Annotated in this window: 17 protein-coding genes; 5 read left to right on the top strand and 12 right to left on the bottom strand. The window is 63.8% G+C overall.

Annotated elements, in window-relative coordinates; all coding sequences use genetic code 11:
* Window positions 1–41 precede the first annotated feature (41 nt).
* The 4 genes from EYS21_RS13845 to EYS21_RS13830 form a co-directional block, all read right to left on the bottom strand.
* Entirely contained in the window at window positions 42–713 is a 672-nt protein-coding gene (locus EYS21_RS13845) for a hypothetical protein (protein WP_131133780.1), read from the bottom strand.
* A gap of 183 nt (window positions 714–896) precedes the next feature.
* Complete coding sequence (locus tag EYS21_RS13840; protein WP_131133779.1) at window positions 897–2405, bottom strand: tripartite tricarboxylate transporter permease; 1509 nt, start codon at window positions 2403–2405, stop codon at window positions 897–899.
* A complete protein-coding gene (locus EYS21_RS13835; protein WP_131133778.1) occupies window positions 2405–3052 on the bottom strand; it encodes a tripartite tricarboxylate transporter TctB family protein in 648 nt (215 codons plus the stop codon). Before EYS21_RS13835 ends, EYS21_RS13840 begins: the two co-directional genes overlap by 1 nt.
* A complete protein-coding gene (locus tag EYS21_RS13830; RefSeq protein ID WP_131133777.1) occupies window positions 3049–4029 on the bottom strand; it encodes a tripartite tricarboxylate transporter substrate-binding protein in 981 nt (326 codons plus the stop codon). Before EYS21_RS13830 ends, EYS21_RS13835 begins: the two co-directional genes overlap by 4 nt.
* Before the next feature lie 229 nt (window positions 4030–4258).
* Here EYS21_RS13830 and tcuA point away from each other — a divergent pair, with 229 nt between their 5' ends.
* From tcuA to EYS21_RS13810, 4 genes are all read left to right on the top strand, one after another.
* The gene (tcuA, locus tag EYS21_RS13825; protein WP_207307772.1) at window positions 4259–5752 is read left to right on the top strand and encodes an FAD-dependent tricarballylate dehydrogenase TcuA; all 1494 of its coding nucleotides are present in this window, start codon (window positions 4259–4261) and stop codon (window positions 5750–5752) included.
* A 72-nt stretch (window positions 5753–5824) separates the two neighbouring features.
* Complete coding sequence (locus tag EYS21_RS13820) at window positions 5825–6517, top strand: GntR family transcriptional regulator (RefSeq protein WP_131133776.1); 693 nt, start codon at window positions 5825–5827, stop codon at window positions 6515–6517.
* A 257-nt stretch (window positions 6518–6774) separates the two neighbouring features.
* Entirely contained in the window at window positions 6775–7332 is a 558-nt protein-coding gene (locus tag EYS21_RS13815; RefSeq protein ID WP_131133775.1) for a hypothetical protein, read from the top strand.
* The gene (locus tag EYS21_RS13810) at window positions 7329–10277 is read left to right on the top strand and encodes an ATP-binding cassette domain-containing protein (protein ID WP_131133774.1); all 2949 of its coding nucleotides are present in this window, start codon (window positions 7329–7331) and stop codon (window positions 10275–10277) included. Before EYS21_RS13815 ends, EYS21_RS13810 begins: the two co-directional genes overlap by 4 nt.
* Before the next feature lie 383 nt (window positions 10278–10660).
* On the opposite strand, the gene EYS21_RS13805 is transcribed toward EYS21_RS13810, so the two are convergent.
* The 6 genes from EYS21_RS13805 to EYS21_RS13780 all read right to left on the bottom strand — a co-directional run bounded on the left by EYS21_RS13805 (window position 10661) and on the right by EYS21_RS13780 (window position 17019).
* Window positions 10661–11626, bottom strand: coding sequence for a cyclase family protein (locus EYS21_RS13805; RefSeq protein WP_131133773.1), 966 nt, complete (start codon window positions 11624–11626; stop codon window positions 10661–10663).
* 97 nt (window positions 11627–11723) lie between these two features.
* Complete coding sequence (locus EYS21_RS13800; protein WP_131133772.1) at window positions 11724–13088, bottom strand: MFS transporter; 1365 nt, start codon at window positions 13086–13088, stop codon at window positions 11724–11726.
* A 57-nt stretch (window positions 13089–13145) separates the two neighbouring features.
* A complete protein-coding gene (locus tag EYS21_RS23755; protein WP_242633427.1) occupies window positions 13146–13712 on the bottom strand; it encodes a zinc-binding dehydrogenase in 567 nt (188 codons plus the stop codon).
* A gap of 684 nt (window positions 13713–14396) precedes the next feature.
* Window positions 14397–15443, bottom strand: a complete 1047-nt coding sequence (locus EYS21_RS13790) for a LacI family DNA-binding transcriptional regulator (RefSeq protein WP_131133771.1) — start codon at window positions 15441–15443, stop codon at window positions 14397–14399.
* Between the two features lie 76 nt (window positions 15444–15519).
* Window positions 15520–16641 (bottom strand): NADH:flavin oxidoreductase, encoded by a 1122-nt coding sequence (locus EYS21_RS13785; RefSeq protein WP_131133770.1) that lies wholly within the window; start codon window positions 16639–16641, stop codon window positions 15520–15522.
* Between the two features lie 39 nt (window positions 16642–16680).
* Window positions 16681–17019, bottom strand: a complete 339-nt coding sequence (locus EYS21_RS13780; RefSeq protein ID WP_242633426.1) for a helix-turn-helix domain-containing protein — start codon at window positions 17017–17019, stop codon at window positions 16681–16683.
* Between the two features lie 85 nt (window positions 17020–17104).
* Here EYS21_RS13780 and EYS21_RS13775 point away from each other — a divergent pair, with 85 nt between their 5' ends.
* Complete coding sequence (locus EYS21_RS13775) at window positions 17105–18031, top strand: alpha/beta hydrolase (RefSeq protein WP_131133769.1); 927 nt, start codon at window positions 17105–17107, stop codon at window positions 18029–18031.
* A 577-nt stretch (window positions 18032–18608) separates the two neighbouring features.
* On the opposite strand, the gene hemB is transcribed toward EYS21_RS13775, so the two are convergent.
* A complete protein-coding gene (gene hemB / locus EYS21_RS13770) occupies window positions 18609–19592 on the bottom strand; it encodes a porphobilinogen synthase (protein ID WP_131133768.1) in 984 nt (327 codons plus the stop codon).
* 148 nt (window positions 19593–19740) lie between these two features.
* Entirely contained in the window at window positions 19741–19950 is a 210-nt protein-coding gene (locus tag EYS21_RS13765) for a hypothetical protein (protein ID WP_131133767.1), read from the bottom strand.
* Between the last annotated feature and the right edge of the window lie 97 nt (window positions 19951–20047).

The raw sequence follows: 20047 nt of genomic DNA, 5'->3' as shown, positions 1-20047 counted from the left end.
CATACTTGTATACATCTATACAAGTATGATGGAGGGCCGAGTTAGGCCGGCTGCCCCAGGTCGCCGCGCCGGCGGGCCTGCCGTAGCAGCGCAGCCCCGGTCGACAGCTCCACGACGTAGACCAGCAGGGGCGGCAGGTCACCGGTGGCCACCAGGACGGCGGCGAAGACTCCGGCCCCGCCCACATTGAGCCACGCCGGCCAGCGCGGGTCCGGCGGCAGGGCGCCTGAATTGGCGTGAGCACGCGCCCGTGCCAGCAGCCCGCCACCCAGGGCAGCCATGCCGGCAAGGCTCAGCCCCATGTACCCCTGAAAGGGCCCGCCGGGCATCTTCCCCAACGCGAAGGCCTCCGGATCCCTGTATCGCTCCTTCAGATGACCCAGGAACAGACCAGATCCCGCGACCCAGGCAAGTGCGGCGCCTTGGGCAAGCCGCTGCCCCGCGAAGGGTTCCAGGCCGCCCCGACCACTTCCCGTATCCCAGTGGCGGGCGAGCAGCACCACCCCAACGGGCAACGCAGCCGTACCTGCCGCCAAGAGCATTTGCTGGGCACGCCACTGCCCGGGGGCCGCCAGCAGAATGGCCAGTTTGCGCTGCGGGTCTCCTTCGACATACACCCGCGAGACTGGCATAAAAGCCCCGGCCAGGAACATCGCCGATCCCGCCACCATGGCGGCCGCCGCCGTCGCATCTCCGCGAATTCGCCGAGCCATGGGATTACGGTAAACCTCGACGTCGGCAGAGACAAGGTTGCGAGTTGACTCTTAAGAACCTCCAGCTGGGCAGGGTTGTCGGGTGCGTGGGGTGGTGCCGCACACGCCAACCCGCCCAGCCACAAAGGGAAGCGGACGACGACGGCTCCCCGCCGTCGTCCGCTTTGCTTTTGGTGTGGGTAATCAGGCCTTGCGGGTGGCCCGGTGCCGCAGGTGCTGGACGGCGCTGAGGGCAAGGGCAGCGGCCAGGACCAGGTAGAGGGTGATGGTGATGGGGCTGTCCACCAGGATGCCCAGATCGCCTTCGGAAACGGCCAAGGCACGGCGGAGTTCGGTTTCTGCCATGGGTCCTAGAATCACCGCGATCAGTACCGGCGCCAGGGGGATGTTGTAGCGGCGCATCAGGAATCCTATGAGGCCGATGGCGATGAGCAGCCAGAGGTCGAGGATTGCTGAGCTTACTGCGTAGACGCCGAGCATGGAGAAGACGGTGATGCCGGCGTAAAGGTAGTGCTTGGGGATGCTCAACAGCTTGGCCCACACGGAGGCGAACGGGATGTTGATCATCACCAGGATGACGAGGCCGATGAACAGTGAGGCCAGCAGCGTCCAGACCAGGTCACCGCTCCGTTCGAAGAGCAGGGGTCCAGGCTGCATTCCGTACTGCTGGAACGCAGCAAGCATGATCGCGGCAGTTGCTGATACCGGCAGTCCCAGTGCGAGCAGCGCACCCATCGCGGTGCCGGCCGTGGCGTTCGCGGCCGCTTCGGGTGCGGCAAGGCCGCGGATGGAGCCGGTGGTACCGAACTCCGGATCGTTCCTGCGCTTGGCCAGCTGCTTTTCGGTGCCGTAGGCCAGGAAGGTGGGGACTTCGGCGCCGCCGGCAGGGATCAGCCCGAACGGGACGCCGAACGCGGTGCCGCGCAGCCATGCGGGCAGCGCCTTCCTGAAATCGGCCAGGCCCAATCGGGCGCCGCCCTTGGTGTGAATACGGGTGGCTACAGGGTCGCGGTGGATGCGCGACGCGATGTGGAAGACCTCGCCGAGGGCAAGGAGCCCAACGGTGATGACGATGACGGAAATTCCGTCGAAGAGCTGGGGCGTACCCAGGGTGAAACGCGCGGTGCCGCTGGGGCCGTCAATTCCTACGAGGGCCAGGGCGAGGCCGATTCCGAGGGCTGCGACGCCGCGGATCACGGATTCGGACACGACAGCGGAGATGGCCAGGAAGGCGAAGACTGCCAGGGCGAAGTACTCGGCCGGGCCGAAGACAGTGGCCATCTTGACCAGGGTGGGCGCGAAGAACACCACGAGGGTTGTGGCTATCAGCCCGCCGATGAACGCGCCGATCGCGCAGGTCGCCAGAGCTTTGGCCGCTTGGCCGCTTTTGGCCATCCGGTGGCCCTCGAACGTGGACGCGATGGCCGAGGAGTGGCCTGGGGTGTTGAGCAGGATCCCGGAGGTGGAGTCGCCGAAGAGCCCGCCGAAGTAGACGCCGGCGAACATGATGAAGGCCGCCGTCGGTTCCAGTGAGAAAGTCACGGGCAGCAGCAGCGCCACCGCCATGGCCGAGCCAAGTCCCGGGACGACGCCGACGGCGGTGCCCAGGAGGGCGCCGATCAGTACCCAGAGGAGGTTGATGGGCGTCAGGGCGCTGGCGAAGCCGCCCATGAGGAGTTCGAGTTGTTCCATTAGAGGATCCCTCCTACGAGGCCGGAGGGCAGGCTCAGGCCCAGCGCGGCGCCGAAGGCCAGTTGAATGATTGAAGAAAAGAGCAGGGCCACGCCGATGTCGAAGACCGGGCGGCGGCTGCCGAGGGCGTAGGCGACCAGCCAGAAGAGCGCTGCTGCGCTGATGATCCAGCCCAGCGGTTCCAGCAGCAGGACAAAGGCTACGACGCCGCCAACCAGCAGGCCGACGGTGCGCCAGTCGGAGTAGGTCTTCCATGTCTTGCCTGGCGTTGGGGATGGCGCATCTTCGTACGCCGCGTCTTCTTCCTTCCCCAGGTGGCCGAGGTCGTGCAGCATGTCCGCCGAGAACTGGCCGTGTCCGGGGTGGATGGTGTTGTCCGGCACGTTCGGTGTACGAAGGATGTGGATGGCCAGCAGCGTGGCGGCAAGGTACAGGACGATGCAGACCAGAATGGGGAAGAACTGCGGCCCGGGGGCCGACTTGCCCTGCACGTTCATCGTCGCGGTTCCGATGGTGAGGAAGATGGCGACTGCGTAGAGCACGGCAACAACAACAAATTCGCTGCGGCCTGTTCCAAAGCGGGCCCTTGGTTTGCCGTGTGGCTCCACGGACGATCCTGCTCCTGATTCTTGCTGGGTGATACTCATAAGCCGAGGTCCTTTACGATTTCTTGGGCCGTTGCAACTTCCTGGGTAATGAACTGCTCAAATTCCTCACCAGTTGAGAACGTGTCCGTCCAACTGTTGCGCTTGAGGGCGTTCCGCCAGTGCGCGCTGCCGCGCATCTCGGTGATGATCCTGATGAACTCCGCTTTCGCTTCCTCCGTGGTGCCGGGCGCCGCCACGAACCCCCGCCAGTTCGACATGGCCGCATCCACGCCCTGTTCCTTGAAGGTGGGAACGTCCACGCCTTCCAGCCGTTCCTCGGACGAAATGGCCAGGGCGCGCAGGGTTCCGGCTTCGATCTGGTCCCTGACCTCGTTGTAGCCGGACATCCCGGCAGCGGTGGTGTGGGACAGCAGGGAGGTCAGCGCCTCGCCGCCTCCGGAATAGGCGATGTAATTGACGTCTTTCGGATCGATCCCGACGGTCTTTGCCACCATGGCGCTGAGCAGGTGGTCGATAGAGCCAAGGGAACCGCCCCCAATCGAGGTTCCCCCGGGGTCTTTTTTCCAGGCTTCCAGGAAGTCGTCGAGCGTTGTGAACTCGGAGTCGGCAGGAACCACCAGCGCCGCGTAGTCATCGGCCATCCGTGCAATGGGAACAACGTCGGTCATGGACTCGGGATTATCCCCAAGCTCAATGGCCCCCACCATCACGCCCCCGGTTACCAGAAGGGCGTCTTCCCGACCTGGAGTCTGGACGAATTGGCTCAGTCCGATGGTTCCGCCGGCTCCGGGCACGTTGACGACCTGCGGGTTGTTAACGACGCCGTCGCTCTTGAGCGCCTGCTGCCCTTCGCGGGCAAATCCGTCCCACCCGCCGCCCGGGGCGGCCGGCGCGATCAGGGTCAGTTTGTTCCTCGCGGTGCTCGTTCCGCCGGCGGTGCCGGCATTGAGGAACGCAAGCGCGGCAACAACGGCCACAACCAGGCCGAACACGGCATTGCGTAAGGGGTTTTTCATGGTTCTCGTTCCGTAACGACGTTGTTGGGCGGTGCGAAAGTACTGTGCCGGGCCGGAGCGCCAGCCGTACTGGAGATATCTCGGCATGCGGCTGGATACCTTTGTACACAATGAAATACATTTATACCTGTGATCATCCTCACTGGCAAGTTAGATGCGAGAAATCAGGGATTGTGTAAGCGAATACTGTTGTATACAGTTGGATACAACATCAACGAAAGGACAAAGGATGTCTGTCGGAAATGGCTCGGCGCCCCAAGGTATGGAGGCTGTTGACGTAGTTGTGGTCGGCGGCGGCAACGCGGGATTCACCGCAGCACACGCAGCGGCCGTCCGGGGGCGGAAAGTGGTGCTCATTGAAAAGGGCAGCGAAGAATTAGCCGGCGGCAACAGTTTCTACACCGCCGGGGCCACGCGCATTGCCCACAGTGGGCTCGCTGATCTGCTCGACTGGGTGGAACCAGACGAGCGGCACAGCTGCACGGAAGTTCCGCACTACACGGCAGATGAATACGCCGCCGACCTCGCAAAGGTCACGGAAGGCCGGAACGACCCGGAACTGACGAAGGTGCTGGTTGAGGAATCCCAGCCCACGCTGCGCTGGCTCAACAGCCTCGGCCTGAAGTACCGCCTGATGTATGAACGCCAGGCATTCGAACGCCCCGATGGTTCGTACCTGTTCTGGGGCGGACTTCACGTCGGCAACGTTGGCGGGGGCGAAGGTCTGATAGAGGACCACACCCGGGTAGCAGCAGAACTCGGCATCGATGTCCGGTACAGCCACGCAGCCAAGAGCCTCATCGTCGAGGACGGCCGAGTCGTCGGCGTCGTCACGGACTCACCCGCGGGTGAACTGTCATTGCGCGCCGAATCCGTCATCCTCACCGCGGGCGGTTTCGAAGCCGATCCCCAGCTGCGCAGGGAGTACCTGGGCGAAGGCTGGGAAAACGCCAAGGTCAGGGGAACACCGAACAACACCGGCGACATGATCGCCGCTGCCCTTGAAATCGGAGCAGCACGGGGAGGTGACTGGGGAACGTGCCACAGCGTTCAGTGGGACGCCTTCACCGCCACCAACGAGAGCAACCGTGAACTCACCAATCGATTGACCCGCCAGAGCTACCCGTTCGGAATCATCGTCAATACCAATGGTGAACGGTTCCTGGATGAAGGGGCAGACTTCCGGAACTACACCTACGCGAAGTACGGCAAGGAGATCCTGAAGCAGCCCGGATCAGTGGCGTACCAGATTTTTGATGCAACCCTCCGCCCCATGCTGCGCACCGAAGAGTACGACATGCCCGGCATATCAGTTGAAGTGGCGGACACTCTCGAAGACCTGGCCAGCAAGATCGGCATCGACCCCGAAAAGCTGTCAAAGACTGTCAGCGACTTCAACAACTCAATCGACCGCAGCATCGATTTCGATCCCAATGTCAAAGACGGGCGCTCCGCCACCACGGAGCCGGTCAAGAGCAACTGGGCAGCACCCATCGAGACAGGGCCCTTCTACGCCTACGGCGTCACCTGCGGGATCACCTTTACGTTCGGCGGTGTCAAATCGGATACCCACGGCAGGGTACTCGACGGCGAAGGAAAGCACATCCAAGGCCTGTATGTGGCCGGCGAAATGCTCGGCGGCCTGTTCAGCGCCAACTATCCGGGAGGGAGCGGACTTGCTGCCGGATGCGTCTTCGGACGGCGGGCGGGAACCCTGGCGTAAAGTTTGCTTCGAACCCGCCGCCCCTGCGCTGCGGGTACGACGCCCAGCCCACATTCTTCAAGGACCAGTCAAGTGACGGATACAGCATCAACCCCACGAGCGGATGGCGAAAGCATCTTCCTGACATTGCGGGGCGAGATCCTGTCCGGAGTCCACCAGCCCGGCACAGCCATTCGGGAAACATCACTTGCCGAACGCTTTGGCGTCTCCCGGACCCCAGTCCGGGAGGCGCTGTCCCGCCTCCAGCAGGAACGTCTCCTCGAACGGGTAGCCAGAGGACTGCAGGTTCCGCAGGTTGACCCCCAACAGGTCATCCAAATCTATGACATGCGGATACTTCTTGAAGAGGAAGCCGCCCGTCAGGCAGCAAAATCCCGCCAATTTCCTGACCTCATGAGGCTTGAGGCACTGCTTCAGCGGGACCGGCAGATTGAGGATCCTGATGACCACACCAGAATCACCACAAACCTGGAGTTCCACGCCGCCGTCTGGAGCTCCGCTCACAATAGCGTTCTTCAGGACCTTCTGGACCGTCTGTCCACGCACCTCATCCACGCACCGCGGTCCACGCTGTCTACAGGAAACCGGTGGACGGAATCCCTTGACGAGCACGAAGCCCTGATACACGCCATCGAAGAGCAGGACAGCGACGCCGCCGGCAAAATTGCCAGGGAGCACATGGAAACTGCGCGTACCCTGCGTCTGCAGCTTCTCCGTGAGACAGCCCTGCAACATCCGCTGGCGAGCCACCGTCCCCAGCGGTAGCCACCAGCGCGCGAAGCCGACAGAAGCGGCCGCAACGGCTTAAGAGTTTCACCGACCGCCGGATCCAGTTCCGGCACGCGCAGCCTTAATCCTGCATGCCTTCGCAACAGCAACCCGAAAGTCGGGCGCAGGACAAGGCTAACGCGAGGGAGGCGGGGTGGCCGAAAGGCCGCCCCACCTTCATTCTCAGCGGGGAACTGACGTCACACAACGCGACGGCATCCCGCTCCGGACAGGCGACGGCCTACCCTTGACACGTGACTTTGACTAAGATCCGCACCGCCGCCGCGAGCTCCCTCGCCGCCGCCGGTCTCCTGATTTCCCTCGCCGCCTGCTCCACGCCGGCCACTACCCAGCCATCCGCCTCCGCGCCGGTTTCCTCGGCAGCGGCCTCATCCGACGCCTCCGCCGGGCCCTGCGCCGGTGTGAAAGTCATCGTCGATTCCGGCGCCCTGAAGCAGGACGCCGCTGAAACGTCGGTCTGCGTGGCCGTGGACGCAAAGACTCCCGCCTCCAAGGTGCTCGAAGAGGCAGAGGTGAAAACCGTAGGCACCACCCAGTACCCCACTGAACTCGTGTGCCGCGTTAACGGCGTACCCGCCGCCGACTTCGACATCGTCCACAAGGGCGGCACATACAAGGAAGAGTGCGCAGGCATGCCTGCAGCGTTCGCCTACTGGTCGCTCTGGGTCAAGCCGGCCACCGGTGACTGGGCCTACGCCCAGGAAGGCCTCGCCACCCTGCAGGTCAGCCCCGGAGAGAGCCTCGAGCTGCTCTACACGGTCGACGGCGCACCGGCCAAACCCACGGCATGACCTTTCGACCCGCGCCGTTACGCGCAGCGGCGGCTCTCGCCGTTGTGTTCATCGCGGCGCGGGTCATCTACCGCATCCTTTTCAACGGGGCGGGCATCGGTGAACCTGTCCTGCTCGACTTCCCGCCGGTGCGGCTGCCTGCCCCGTACGCCCATGTGGTCCTCCTCGGACCGCTGACGGGGCCCGGACTGTGGGCGGCGGTCCTGTCCGCCCTGCCGATTGCCGGGATGATCCTCGGTTTCGGCATCCTCAACGCCTGGGTGGACATCGCCCGCGGCTTCGTGCACCTGGCCCGCCGCGGCCCCATGCAGGGCATTGCCCGGATGCTGGTGGTGGCGTGGGCGGCCCTTCCGGCGCTTGCCGACGCCGTGACCTCCGTGCGACTGGCGTTCCGGCTGCGGGGCGAACGGTTCGGCGCCCGTGCCCTGGTGCCCGTGCTCGAACGCACCCTCGAGCACGCCGGCCGGGTGGCCGCGGCCCTGGAGCTGCGCGGCTTCGGGAGCCGGGCAGCACACCATCCCGGCCACGGCAACGAGGCGCCGGTCCTCATCCGGGACGCACAATTCCTGGTTGGCGACGCTCAGGTGCGCGTCGCCGCATTCGCGCCGCCGGGCGGATCCGTTGCGGTCATCACCGGGCCCACGGGCTCCGGCAAATCCACCATCCTGCGGGGCATCGCGGGCCTCCTCTCCCACGTCGACGGCGGGGACGTTTCCGGCACGCTGCGCGTCGGCGGAACGGACCGCGCCGGCACGCCGCCGCGCGATACCGCACGCCTCATCGGCGTCGTCCTGCAGAATCCCCGCGCCGCGTTCGCCAGCAGCCGGGTCCGGGACGAAATCGGCCTCGCCCTTGAGCTGCGCGGCGTGGCATCCGATGCCGCCAAGGCCCGGGTGCTGGAGGTTGCGGAGAGCATCGGAGTGTCGGCGCTGCTGGACCGGAATGTCAGCACCCTCTCGGCCGGCGAGGCAACGCTCGTGGCCATCGCCGCCGCCGTGGTGGAGCAACCGCCCCTGCTCCTGGTGGACGAACCCCTGGCCGACCTTGACACGGCAGCACGCATCCACGTCACCGCCGTGCTCAGCGCACTCGCCCGCGAAGCAGGTGTCTGCGTCATCGTGGCGGAGCACCGGGCACAGCCGCTCATACCCGTGGCCGACTCGTGGTGGACCATCGACGACGGCGCCCTGGTCCCCGGCGTTGCGCCCTCCCCGTCCTCGCTTCCTGCCGTTGCCGGTCCGACGCCGGTACCGACGGCGGAGCACTCCCCCGTCCTGACTGCCACGAACCTCGCGGTGCACCGCAAGGGCACGCCGCTGGTGCGCGAGGCGTCCCTGACCCTGCACCGCGGCGAAGTGGTGGCCCTGGTGGGGCCGAACGGTGCCGGGAAGTCGTCCCTCCTGGTGGCCCTCGCCCTCGGTGAAGGCACGAGCGCTCAAGGCAAGGACAGGCAAGGCACCGTGGGTGATGGAACGGTCGACGGCGGCACTGTCGACGGCGGCCGCGTCGCCCTGGTGCCGGACGCCTCGGACGACCTCTTCACCAGGGATACCGTGGCCGGAGAACTCCGCGCGGCCGAGCGGCGGCTGGCGCGCGCTGCTCGTCAATCAAAGCGACGTACGTCAGGCAGGCGCCACGGAGATCTGCGCCGCCCGGGCAGCCAGCTTCCCCCACGCTCAGCGGAATCACACCTTGCCCTGTTGCGGGGCGACGCCAGCATTCCCATTGGCCACGAGCATCCCCGGGACCTCTCGGCCGGCGAGCGCAGGATCCTAGCCATCGCACTGCAGACCATGGACGCTCCCCAGGTCCTCCTGATCGATGAGCCCACCCGCGGCCTCGATCCTGCGGCGCGCGCGGCAGTTTCTGCGGCGCTGCAGGCCGCGGCGGACTCCGGCGCGGCGGTCCTGATCGCCACCCACGACCACGATTTTGCCCACGGCCTCGGCGCCCGGATCCTCCCGATGCGTGACGGCGTCGCACCCTCTTCGCTGACTGAAGCGGCCCCGGCAGGTGACGTCCTGGCCAGTCCCGCCACACGGCACAGTGAAACAGCGCACCGCCTCCCGGCACCGCGGTTCACCGACCGGCGGAGCGACATTCCGGCAGCCAATAAATCGCACAAAATCCGGATGCCGCGGGGCCTCGAGCTCGCAGCCCTCGCCGCGGCAAACCTTGTGGCCCTCGCGGCGTTCTGCTGGCCGCTGCTCGCCGCGGCTTTCCCGGAGGATGCCGCCGCGGCACTCCCCTACGCCGCGCTGGCCATCGCGCCGCTGGCCGTCATTGCCATCGTGGTGTCCCTCGACGGCTCGGTCAGCTCGGCGCATACGGTGGCGTTGCTGGGCGTGCTGGCTGCCGTCGGCTCGGCGGTGCGGGTGGCGAGCACCGGCGTCGGGGGCGTGGAGGCGGTCTTTATCCTGCTGATCCTTGCGGGCCGGGCCTTCGGTCCCCGTTTCGGCATGCTCCTCGGCGCCGCCACCATCGCCGTCTCCAGCGCCTTGTGGAGCGGCATCGGCCCCTGGACACCGTTCCAGATCTTCGCCTGCGCGTGGGTGGCCGCGGGGGCCGGGCTGCTCCCCCGCCGGGTGCGCGGAAGAGCCGAACTGTGGATGCTGGCCGGCTACGGCGTGGTGGCGTCCTACCTGTTCGGCCTGCTGACCAACCTGTGGTTCTGGCCCTTCGCGGTGGGCGCCGGCACTGGCATCTCCTACGTGCCGGGCGCGCCGCTGGGCACCAACCTCTCCAGCTTCCTGCTGTACTCACTGGTGACGTCGACGGCGGGCTGGGACACCCTGCGTGCCGTCACCACCATCATCGGCATCGCCGTCGTGGGGCGGGCCATTCTCGCCGCGTTCCGGCGGGTGAAGCCGGTCTCCAGCGCGGGCGGGCACGCCGCGCAGGCGCGTTCCGCCCAGGCCAGGGACCGGCCCCAGCTCCGAGTCTGAGTCTGAGTCTGAGTCTGAGGGCACAGTGAGGACAGTCGGACCGACAGGCGCTACTCGCGAAACTTCAGTGTCGGGGTGGTTTTCCGTGATGCTGAATCGTCCTCTTCGATGGAACGTGACTCACTCTCACAGTTCGCGGCGCATTCTCGTGCTCGCGTCCGAATACGCCGCGTTCAACTTCTACTCCCGTTGTTTTCACGCCGACAATGGACCTTCCGTCAATCTAGGGCGGAAGGGGAGCGGCGCACGTGTGCGCGATTTCCGAGCTCGAATCTTACTAAGGCGCTGGCCCAGAGATAGACAGCCCGAGTACAGCTTGGGCCAGGCTCGCTTCGGTGGGGATCTGTATGATCCGCACGGATTGGCGCCAGCATAGCAACGGGCTATTTGACGACCAGAGGATTAACGGGGGCTCCAGTGCCATTCACGACCTTCAGAGGTGCTGCGGTGTAGAGGAACGTGTATTGGCCGTCAGCGGCGCAGTCTGCAGCAAGGGCCGCAAGATCGATGATTTCTGCGAAGGTGACTCCGAGGTTCCGCATTAGGGCATTGTGCAGTGGCAGGGCAACCCCGGATTCGGGATGGATGGTGACTTCGTTGGCGATGGTGTCAGTGACCAGGTTCGGGATCTCCATCTTCTGGAACCATTCGACCAGTTCCCGGCTGTAGGTAAGGCCGGGCTCATTGAAGTTTTCGTAGAACTCCTCCCTGGGTGTCGCGTAGAAGTACTCCAGCCATCCGGTCCGTACCAGGAGGATGTCCCGCGGGAGAATTTCGCAGCCCTGGCTGGCGGCGGTGTTCATCAGATCTTCGTGCGTAAAGGTTTCGCCCTTGTCGAGCCACTGCTTGCCTCGGTGCCGGGCAACGTCGAGGAGAATGCCTCGTCCGGCGATGCCTTTCTCGGCGATGGGCAGGATGCTGGCTTTCTTCATGCCTCCGGTGGTTGATTCGGCGGGGTAGCCGTTGTAAATCTCATCGCCGTACCAGAGGTGGCCCAGAGCGTCGTACTGGCTGGAGCCCTGCAGGTACATGGTGATCATGTCGTCGGCCAACTCAAGCCCGCCCGGGAAACTCAGACCGGTTCCGTTCAGGTAGTGTCCCCGGTCCATGGTGTTGACCCGGGCCGCTGGGGTACGGGGGCCGGGGTACGCCGGATCACCGTGGGGATGGCCGATCTGCACCTGGAGCGTAAAAGTCTTCCCAGACCGTATTTCCTTTGTGCCTCTCAGCACTTGTTCCGCGTCCAGGTAGTTGAGTCCGCCGACTTCGTCGTCCGGGCCCCACTTCCCCCAGTTTTTTGGAGAGCCGTCCAGCAGTTCGGATATATGCGGTACAGGTGGCTGTGACATTTCCTTCTCCTTTGAGTATTTCGGAGGGGCTTCCCCGAAGAATTCAGGGCCGCCCCTCCGCAGTAATGTGATGTGCCCGAGACTTGGACCGGTGGGGTCAGTTGGCGGATTCCTGCTGGGTGACCCGGTCATGCCGGAGCGAGGAGCCGGAGGTTTCCCGTGCGACGAGGGCGGCGATAAAGGTGATCGCCGCAGCGATGGCAAGGTAGATACTGACTCCAAGTGTGTTCTTTTGGTCCACGCTGCCCAGCAGGGCCACAGAGATCAGCGGTGCCAGTCCGCCGGCAAAGACGGAGGCCAGCTGGTAGCCGAGTGAGGCGCCGCTGTAGCGTACCGAGGTGCCGAAGAGCTCGGAGAAAAACGCGGCCTGGGGTGCATACATCAGCGTGGTGCAAACAAGGCCTACGACGATCGCCAGCATGATCAGCCCGTCGTTGTGCGTGTCTACCAGTGGAAAGAAGGCGAAGCCCCAGAGGCCGGTGCCGGCGGCACCGATCAGATATAGGGGTCGGCGGCCAACCCTGTCTGACAAGGCCCCGACCAAAGGGGTAAGTATGAACTGGCATACTGAGCCGACCAAGACACCGGCGATAGCCGCGTCTTTCCTCATGCCTTGGTACGTCACCATGTACGTGATGACCACGATCGTAAACACGTAATAAGCAATGTTTTCGGCCAGCCGCATTCCCATCGCGACCGCAACTTCCTTGGGGTATTTGAGCAGCACTTCCAGGATGGGCGCCCTGGTTTTTCCTGCCGCCTGCTGCTGCTCCTTGGCTTCGGCAAACACGGGGGATTCTTCAATACTCATTCGGACCCACAGGCCAGTGAGGACCAGGGCTGCGCTCAACAGGAATGGAACCCGCCAGCCCCAGGAGTTGAAGTCCGCATCAGACTGTACGGCGGCCAGGATCCAGAGCACGATGGCGGAAAGAAGGTTGCCCAACGGAACGCCGGCTTGGACCCAGGAGGACCAGAAGCCGCGATGACGGTCATCGCCGTGTTCGGCCGCCATGAGCACTGCCCCGCCCCATTCGCCTCCTACGGCGAAGCCCTGCAGAAGGCGGCAGAAGACCAGCAGCAGAGGAGCGGCAAAGCCAATGGTCCCGTAAGTGGGCAGTAGGCCGATGGCGAATGTCGCGGCTCCCATCAGCAGCAGGCTGATAACCAGCATCTTCTTGCGACTGACCCTGTCACCATAGTGGCCGAAGATGATGCCTCCGACTGGACGGGCAACAAAGCCGACGGCGTAGGTGCCGAACGCCAGGAGAACCCCTGTCGCCGGTTCCTCGCTGGGAAAGAACAAGGGGCCGAAAACGAGGGCAGCGGCGGATCCATATAGGAAGAAGTCGTACCACTCGATGGCAGTACCGATCAGGCTGGCAAACACAACCTTGCGAATGGAGTTCTTCGGGCGGGTTCCGGCAGCGTTGCCGGTGGCCTTGACCTTTGAAGGGGACATTGTTTTTCCTTGATTATGTAGAGGGCAGACCTCTGTGTGAGGCGGTAATAAAGAGATTCAGGGAATGAGTACAACCTTGACGGCGCCGGCTTCGGCTGCTGTCCGTAACGCACGTGTGCCATCTGATAGAGGGACCGTGGTAACCAGCGATTTCCACCTCTCCGGGGCGGATTCAAGTACGGACAGCGCGGCACGGTAGTCATGCGCCACTGAGCCGTAGCTGCCGAGCAACCGGATCTCATTGCGCGCCAGGATATTTACATCCACAGCGGGGACTGCCGGAAACAGACCCGCCACAACAATGGCTCCGCTTGGACGAACCGTTGAGATTGCGGTTTCCAGCGCCGGCGGTGCGCCGGATGCTTCCAGCCAACCACCGACATCTGCCGGGAGGGTTTCTCCGGCCAACACGGTGTCGAGACCAAGTGACCGCGCAAGCGGAAGCCGCTGGTCTTCATCGCGCGGAGCGCCCATAAGTAGCACACGGTAACCGTGGTCACTCAACAGCAACGCCCCCATGAGTCCGATCGGACCCGGTCCGCTGACGACGATCGTGAAACACGTGTCCACCGCCGCTTCCAGGCGCTTCACAGCGTGAAATGCCACGGAGAGGGGCTCGGTCAAAGCGAGAGTTGCCGCAGGCAACGTGCTGTCCGTCGGGATTGCCCTGTGAACGGGGATGGAAAAGTATTCACTTGCGCAACCATCGAATGAAAGGCCCAGGACGCTGCGGCTGCGGCATAACTGCCGGTCCCCACCCGTGCACAGGGTGCAGTCACCACATCCATCGATCGCGATGGGGACGACGAGTCTGCCGATCCACTCCTCAGAGACGCTTGGTCCGCAGGCAACTACCCTCCCAACGGCCTCATGGCCGAGTGTGACCGGGGCCTTAACCCACTCATACCCGGTGTCCTGGCGCCAAGCGTGTACGTCGCTTCCGCACAACCCGCACGCCAGGGTCTGAACCAGAAGTTCGCCGTTACCCGGATGCGGGACCGGCCGTGGGCGCACCTGTACGTCTCCAGGGGTAGAACTGGTTTTGCTCAGCGCAGCCATGGAGGTGGCTGGACGGGTCCTGGCTGGTAAAACGGCCGGGGTCAGGGTGTCACCCGATATGTCAGAGTTCATTCTTCTCCTTTGAAGATCAGTCACTGCTCAGTCCTCCGCTGCCGGACCTAAACGTTTAAGTTTTCGCATTGGCTTTTACCGAGGAACTTAAACGATTAGGTCAATGGTGCCGTCCGGAGAGTAATTTGGCAAGGGGTGTTTGGCTAACAGAGCCTGGTGGAGGGGAAAGAGCGTCAGCTAACTTCGCGTGGTGGCCCTGATCTTCAGCTGGTGTGGGAGTATCTCCTGGACCGGTGGGGCGTCCCAGCCGCCGATTCGCCGGTGGAGCAGCTCGAACCCCCGGCGCCCCATTAATGCGCGCGGAACTTCTACCGATGTCAGCTTCAAGGGTCCGGCACTGGAGAAGCTCAAGTCGTCGAAACCGGCAACCGCTACGTCATTGGGTACCGTTTTGCCCAGCTCCTCGCAAACATCAAGGACGCCAAGGGCGATCAGGTCGTTACCGCACAAGATACTGTCTACGTGTGGGTGAGTTCTGAACAGCTCAGCGGCACGCCGAGCCCCTGATTCCCGGGTAAGTGCACCCCAGGTTCCTTCAACGTTGACAATTTGGGCTTTGCCCGAAGCTGCGCCTTCGCGGAAGCCTCTAACCCGGTTCCGCGAAACGCTGGATACTTCCGGCCCGCCGAGAATGGCGATATTACCTTGTCCTGACAGTGCCAGATGAACGCCGATCTCTCTGGCAGCAGCGGTGTTGTCGATGGCAACTGAATCAGCAGCAACTCCGTCGAGTGAACGGTGGAGTTGCACGAATGGAACGCCGCCGTTGATCAGCCGGTGTAGAAGTGGGAGGTCCCGCGCGGCCACCGAGGTGAACAGGAGCCCTGCGGAGTTGCGGTCCAGTTGGGCGCCGGCAGCATCAGCCTGACGTTCACCGTCGACGCCCACGTGGGACACAAATACTTCAAACCCCTCCCTTGTGGCCGCTCCGATGACGCCGCTTGCGACGTCAGCGTAAAACGGGTTAGCAATGTCCGCCAGCAACAGGCCGATTGCGTCGGTCTTGCCCCTGCGTAATTGCTGGGCCACTTTGTTCGGCCGGTATCCCAATTCCTTGGCGGCCTGGAGAACCTTTTCCCTAAGTTCGGCCCCAACCCCTGGGCGGCCGCTCAAAGCGTAGGACACCGATGCTGTTGACACCCCCACCCGCGCAGCCACTTCGTGGATCGTTACACGCGTCGTCAAATTGCTCTCATTGACCCAGGCCCGCCCGTCAGTTGACATATGGGCATCTTAGACGTTTAAGCAGTGAAGCCAGGCCCGTGAGTGCCAAAGCTACTCACTCGGGCCCAGAGAACATTCAGTGCAGAATATGGCGGTCTTCGGCGGCGAAGGAGTGGAGTTCGTCGAAGGCGCCGCGTTCGAGCTTGGCAACCCACTGCGGATCGGACAGCAGGGCGCGGCCGACGCCGACAAGGTCGAACTCATCGTCGGAGAACCGGTCGATTATTCCATCCATGCTTGTTGTCTTCGCCCGGCCACCGTCCGTATATGCCGTCCAAAGGTCACCGTCCAGTCCGACGGATCCGACGGCGATAGTTGAGATTCCGGTCAACTTTCGGACCGACCCGGCCAACGTGAGCGGCGAACCCTCAAAGGCTGGCTCGAAGAATCGGCGGGTGGAGACATGGAAGACGTCCACTCCCGCCTCCGCGATGGGGTGCAGAAGCGCCCCGAGTTGTTTCGCTGTCGGGGCGAGCACGGCGCTGTAATCGCCGGCTTTCCAGTTGGAGAGGCGGAAGCTAACCGGGAAGTCCGGACCGGTGGCTTCCCGGCAGGCCATGACGACCTCCACGGCAAAACGTGCACGGCCGGCGGGGTCCCCGCCATAGGCATCGGTGCGCTGATTGGTGCGTTCCCAAAGGAACTGGTCGATGAGGTAGCCGTGCGCTCCGTGCAGCTCGATTCCGTCAAAACCCAGAGCCTGGGCCGTCCCGGCAGCCCGGGCGTAAGAGGCAACAATCTCCTCGATGTCGCCCAAGGAAGCCGCGCGGGCGGCGGGGATCTTGCCGTAGGAGACGCCGGATGGCGAAATGCTGGGCACCTCCGGGTTCGGCCCGGTTCCTGGTGAGCGCCGTCCGCCCCGGTGCCATAGCTGCGGGATGATCGCGCCGCCTGCAGCGTGGACGCCGTCCACGACCGAGCGCCAGCCATCAAGGGCCGCATCGCCGAAGAGCTGCGGCACATCGCCTGAGTCGCCCGCGGCAGGGTGGTCGATGTAGGTGCCCTCGGTGATGATCAGTCCCACTCCGGCAGCGGCCCGGCGGGAGTAGTAGGCCGCGACGTCGGGTCCCGGGACTCCGTTGGGCGAGAATTCGCGGGTCATGGGGGCCATGACGAACCGGTTTCGGAGGTTCAGCGGGCCGATGTCGAAGGGCGCGAAGAGGGGCGAGAGGTCTGCTGTCTGGCTGTCCGCCGGCATGGTGCTCCTAAGGAGTTGTGGCGAGAGGGGTGGGGAGGCTTAAAGGTCGGAGGCCACAGAGGACCGGAAACGGGCGATGGCGTCCTCATTGCGGGCGAAGTACGTCCACTGTCCGATCCGGGTGGTCTGCACGAGGCCGGCGTCTGAGAGGGTGGCCATGAACTGCGAGGCAGTGGACTGTGAAACCTCGCAACGCTTCCGGATGCTCGAGACGCACACCCCGTAGCGAGTGGCGTCGACTTTTTGTTCTTCAAAGTGCATCACGGGGTCCCGCAACCACTGCAGGATCGAAAGTCTGTGCGGGTTGGAGAGTGCGCGCAGGGCCGCAAGCAGCTCATCCTGCCGGAGTTGGATCCCGGAATCCTCATTAGTAGTCACTCCCCAAGGTTACCGCAATATCGTAATATCGCAATTTTACGATATGCGTGGTACAACTTAAATCCCCCCTTCGAAAGGAACGATCATGCCCATCACCACAGAGGTTTCCGCCGCCGTCCAGAACTGGAGCTCCAGCCTGGCCGCCCTTCCTCCCTTGCTGCGGGGGGAACCGTCGGACACAACCCTTGATGAATTGCGCACCTCATACGACGAGATGCTTGCCGCCCATCCGACCCCGGAAGGGGTCTCCATCGAGGAGGTGGACATGGGAGGGGTGCCAGGAATCGTGGTGACGCCCGAGACCGTGGAGGACAACCGCGCACTCTTCTACATCCACGGAGGTGCTTACATCGTCGGCAGCCCGGCAGGCTACCACGGGCTTGCCGGAAATTTCGCCCTGCGCCTGAAGGCCCGGGTGTTCCTGCCGCATTACCGGCTAGCCCCGGAATACCCCTTCCCTACGCCCATCAACGATGTCGTCGACGCCTACCGCTGGCTGCTGGATCAGGGTCAGGACCCCGAGCGCCTCATGGTCGCCGGTGATTCCGCCGGCGGCGCCATGACCATCACAGTGATGATCAAGGCCCGGAACCAGGGGCTGCCGCTTCCGGCGGCCGGGGTGGCCCTGTCACCGTGGGCAAACCTGGAACATACAGGCGCGTCGATGACCAACCGGGAAGGCCTTGACCCGCTGAACAGCAAAGCGGTCCTTGACCTGCTGGCCCGGTCCTTCCTGGGCGGGGCACTGCCCAACGACCCGGACGCATCCCCGGTCTTCGCCGACGTACGGGGCCTGCCCCCAATCCTGGTGACAATAGGCGAGAACGAACTCATGCTTAGCGACGCAGTCCGCCTCGCCGGGCACCTGGCCGAGAACCGCGTACGAGTCAGCCTCGACGTCTGGCCCGAAATGTTCCACGTCTGGCACATGCACCAGGACCAGCTCCCCGAAGGACGAAAAGCCCTCGATGACGCCGCCAGATTCCTGCTCGAGGCACTGCCCGCCCGATAGGGACAACTTGTGCGGCGCTGCTCCGGTGCGCTTGACCCGCCTGCACCCTGGCTGCACGGCCTTTTATTAGGACCCCATTTCGTCAGCCCGACCCACTCATGGGCGGGCTGACGAGTTGGGCGATTGCTGGGCGCTGGTGGGCCGTCTGTCTGACAAATAGCGCGCACCGCTAAGCATTTCCCAATAACGCACACTGCTCACGGAAAGCCCAGCCAAGTGCAAAGCCCAAGTAGGCACTGTCGTTACCCCAGGTTTGGCGGCGTGTGTCCGGCAGGCAGAAGTGGACGGCCCCTACGTTAGTGCCGGTGAGAGGCATCCGGGCACCCGCACGGTTCCCCTTCGTTCCTCTTCCAGCCACAGTCCCAGACAATGGGCAAGATGCCTATGGTGAATCCGATTGAGGCCCAGGCCATCTCACTAGCTGACGGCACGGGGTGCCCGCAAGACATGCAGTTGGACGCCGAGCCGAGACTCAGGGCCGCACCCACTCCCGACTGCCGGGCGAACTCCTCCGCCTTTCGGGTCCGGTCCAGCAGGTGCGAAGATTTCGAAGACCAGACACGGATGGCGGAAAGCCTCATGTGGCGTCCTTAAGCCAGGCTGCGGCTTCCGATGCCCAGTAGGTGATGACCATGTCAGCGCCCGCTCGTTTTATTCCCAGTAACGACTCCATGATGGCCGGGCGGCGGTCAATCCACCCGTTCGCCGCAGCGGCTTCGACCATGGAGTACTCTCCAGAGACCTGGTACGCGGCGACAGGAACAGGACTTGTTGCGGCAACGTCCGCCAAGATGTCCAAGTAACTCATTGCGGGTTTGACGATGACGATGTCAGCGCCTTCCTCCACATCGAGCCTGACCTCGGTTAGCGCTTCCCGGCGATTCCGGAAGTCCATTTGGTAGGTTCGCCGGTCCCCGGCAAGCTGTGAATCAACTGCCTCCCTGAAAGGGCCATAGAACGCTGAGGCGTACTTTGCAGCGTAGGACATCACGACGGTGTTCTTGTGTCCCGCACTTTCAAGTGCCCTCCGAACGGCCCCGGCACCGCCGTCCATCATGCCGGAAGGGGCAACCACGTGGGCTCCGGCGTCCGCTTGGGCAACGGCCATCCTGCCGTAGATATCAAGTGTTTTGTCGTTGTCGACCTGCCCGCTCGTGTCCAGCAGGCCGCAGTGTCCATGATCGGTGAACTCATCCAGGCACAAGTCACTCATTATGACGAGGTCATCCCCCACCTCTGAGCGCACGTCACGGATTGCTGCATTCAAAACTCCCGCGGGCTCAAGGGCAGCTGAGCCGGTGGGGTCGCGGTCGGCGGGGATGCCAAAGAGCATTATGCCGCCAAGTCCCTGTTCCGCTGCCTGCGCGGCTACTCGCTTGAGAGAATCTGCAGTGTGTTGCACTACTCCGGGCATGGAACCGATAGGGCAGGGTTCGGTAAGGTCCTCGCGTATGAAGGCTGGAAGGATCAGTTCAGAGCCTCCAAGCCGCTGCTCGGCCACGAGGCGCCTCAAGGCAGGTGTGCTGCGGAGTCTGCGGGGGCGCATTTGGGGAAAGGCCATGTGTGTCCTTTTCTTTTGATGTGGACATCATTCCGGGGAAGCGAGGAAGCGCGAGGATCAAGCAAGCTGTCCTCACGCCACGGGTGCAGTGAGGACAGCTTGCTCGAACACAGGCTCCACCGGCTGACAGCTAGTGCCGAGTGCTGGGTCATTCCTGTTGTGTGACACGGACGGCGTTGATGCCGTCGGACTTCAGGAACAGTGCACGGCCGAAAAACGTGTTCTGGACCAGCCACAGGGCGGAACCATCCGGCATGACGCCGTCGACGCTTCCGGAGGCTACCAGTTCACCCTTCCGATACAGGCGCACTACATTGCTGGATTCGAGTTCGGACCAGTTATCGATGAACTCGTTCATGTGGCTTTCTTTCCGCTCAGAGGCCCGCAGAAGTCAACGCTGATTACCGTCGCCAAAGGAACCGGCATGTACTCGCGGGCCAATGGGAGTCCTGCGG

The sequence above is a fragment of the Arthrobacter sp. S39 genome (assembly GCF_004320525.1).
GTDB lineage: Bacteria > Actinomycetota > Actinomycetes > Actinomycetales > Micrococcaceae > Arthrobacter.
Note: the sequence above shows the minus strand (reverse complement) of the source record. Positions and strands in the feature narration are given on the sequence as shown.

Excerpts from the sequence above, each read along its gene's own strand:
- EYS21_RS13845 (WP_131133780.1), bottom strand. The coding sequence starts at position 713 with ATGGCTCGGCGAATTCGCGGAGATGCGACGGCGGCGGCCGCCATGGTG.
- EYS21_RS13840 (WP_131133779.1), bottom strand. The coding sequence starts at position 2,405 with ATGGAACAACTCGAACTCCTCATGGGCGGCTTCGCCAGCGCCCTGACG.
- EYS21_RS13835 (WP_131133778.1), bottom strand. The coding sequence starts at position 3,052 with ATGAGTATCACCCAGCAAGAATCAGGAGCAGGATCGTCCGTGGAGCCA.
- EYS21_RS13830 (WP_131133777.1), bottom strand. The coding sequence starts at position 4,029 with ATGAAAAACCCCTTACGCAATGCCGTGTTCGGCCTGGTTGTGGCCGTT.
- tcuA (WP_207307772.1), top strand. The coding sequence starts at position 4,259 with ATGTCTGTCGGAAATGGCTCGGCGCCCCAAGGTATGGAGGCTGTTGAC.
- EYS21_RS13810 (WP_131133774.1), top strand. The coding sequence starts at position 7,329 with ATGACCTTTCGACCCGCGCCGTTACGCGCAGCGGCGGCTCTCGCCGTT.
- EYS21_RS13805 (WP_131133773.1), bottom strand. The coding sequence starts at position 11,626 with ATGTCACAGCCACCTGTACCGCATATATCCGAACTGCTGGACGGCTCT.
- EYS21_RS13800 (WP_131133772.1), bottom strand. The coding sequence starts at position 13,088 with ATGTCCCCTTCAAAGGTCAAGGCCACCGGCAACGCTGCCGGAACCCGC.
- EYS21_RS13790 (WP_131133771.1), bottom strand. The coding sequence starts at position 15,443 with ATGTCAACTGACGGGCGGGCCTGGGTCAATGAGAGCAATTTGACGACG.
- EYS21_RS13785 (WP_131133770.1), bottom strand. The coding sequence starts at position 16,641 with ATGCCGGCGGACAGCCAGACAGCAGACCTCTCGCCCCTCTTCGCGCCC.
- EYS21_RS13775 (WP_131133769.1), top strand. The coding sequence starts at position 17,105 with ATGCCCATCACCACAGAGGTTTCCGCCGCCGTCCAGAACTGGAGCTCC.
- hemB (WP_131133768.1), bottom strand. The coding sequence starts at position 19,592 with ATGGCCTTTCCCCAAATGCGCCCCCGCAGACTCCGCAGCACACCTGCC.
- EYS21_RS13765 (WP_131133767.1), bottom strand. The coding sequence starts at position 19,950 with ATGAACGAGTTCATCGATAACTGGTCCGAACTCGAATCCAGCAATGTA.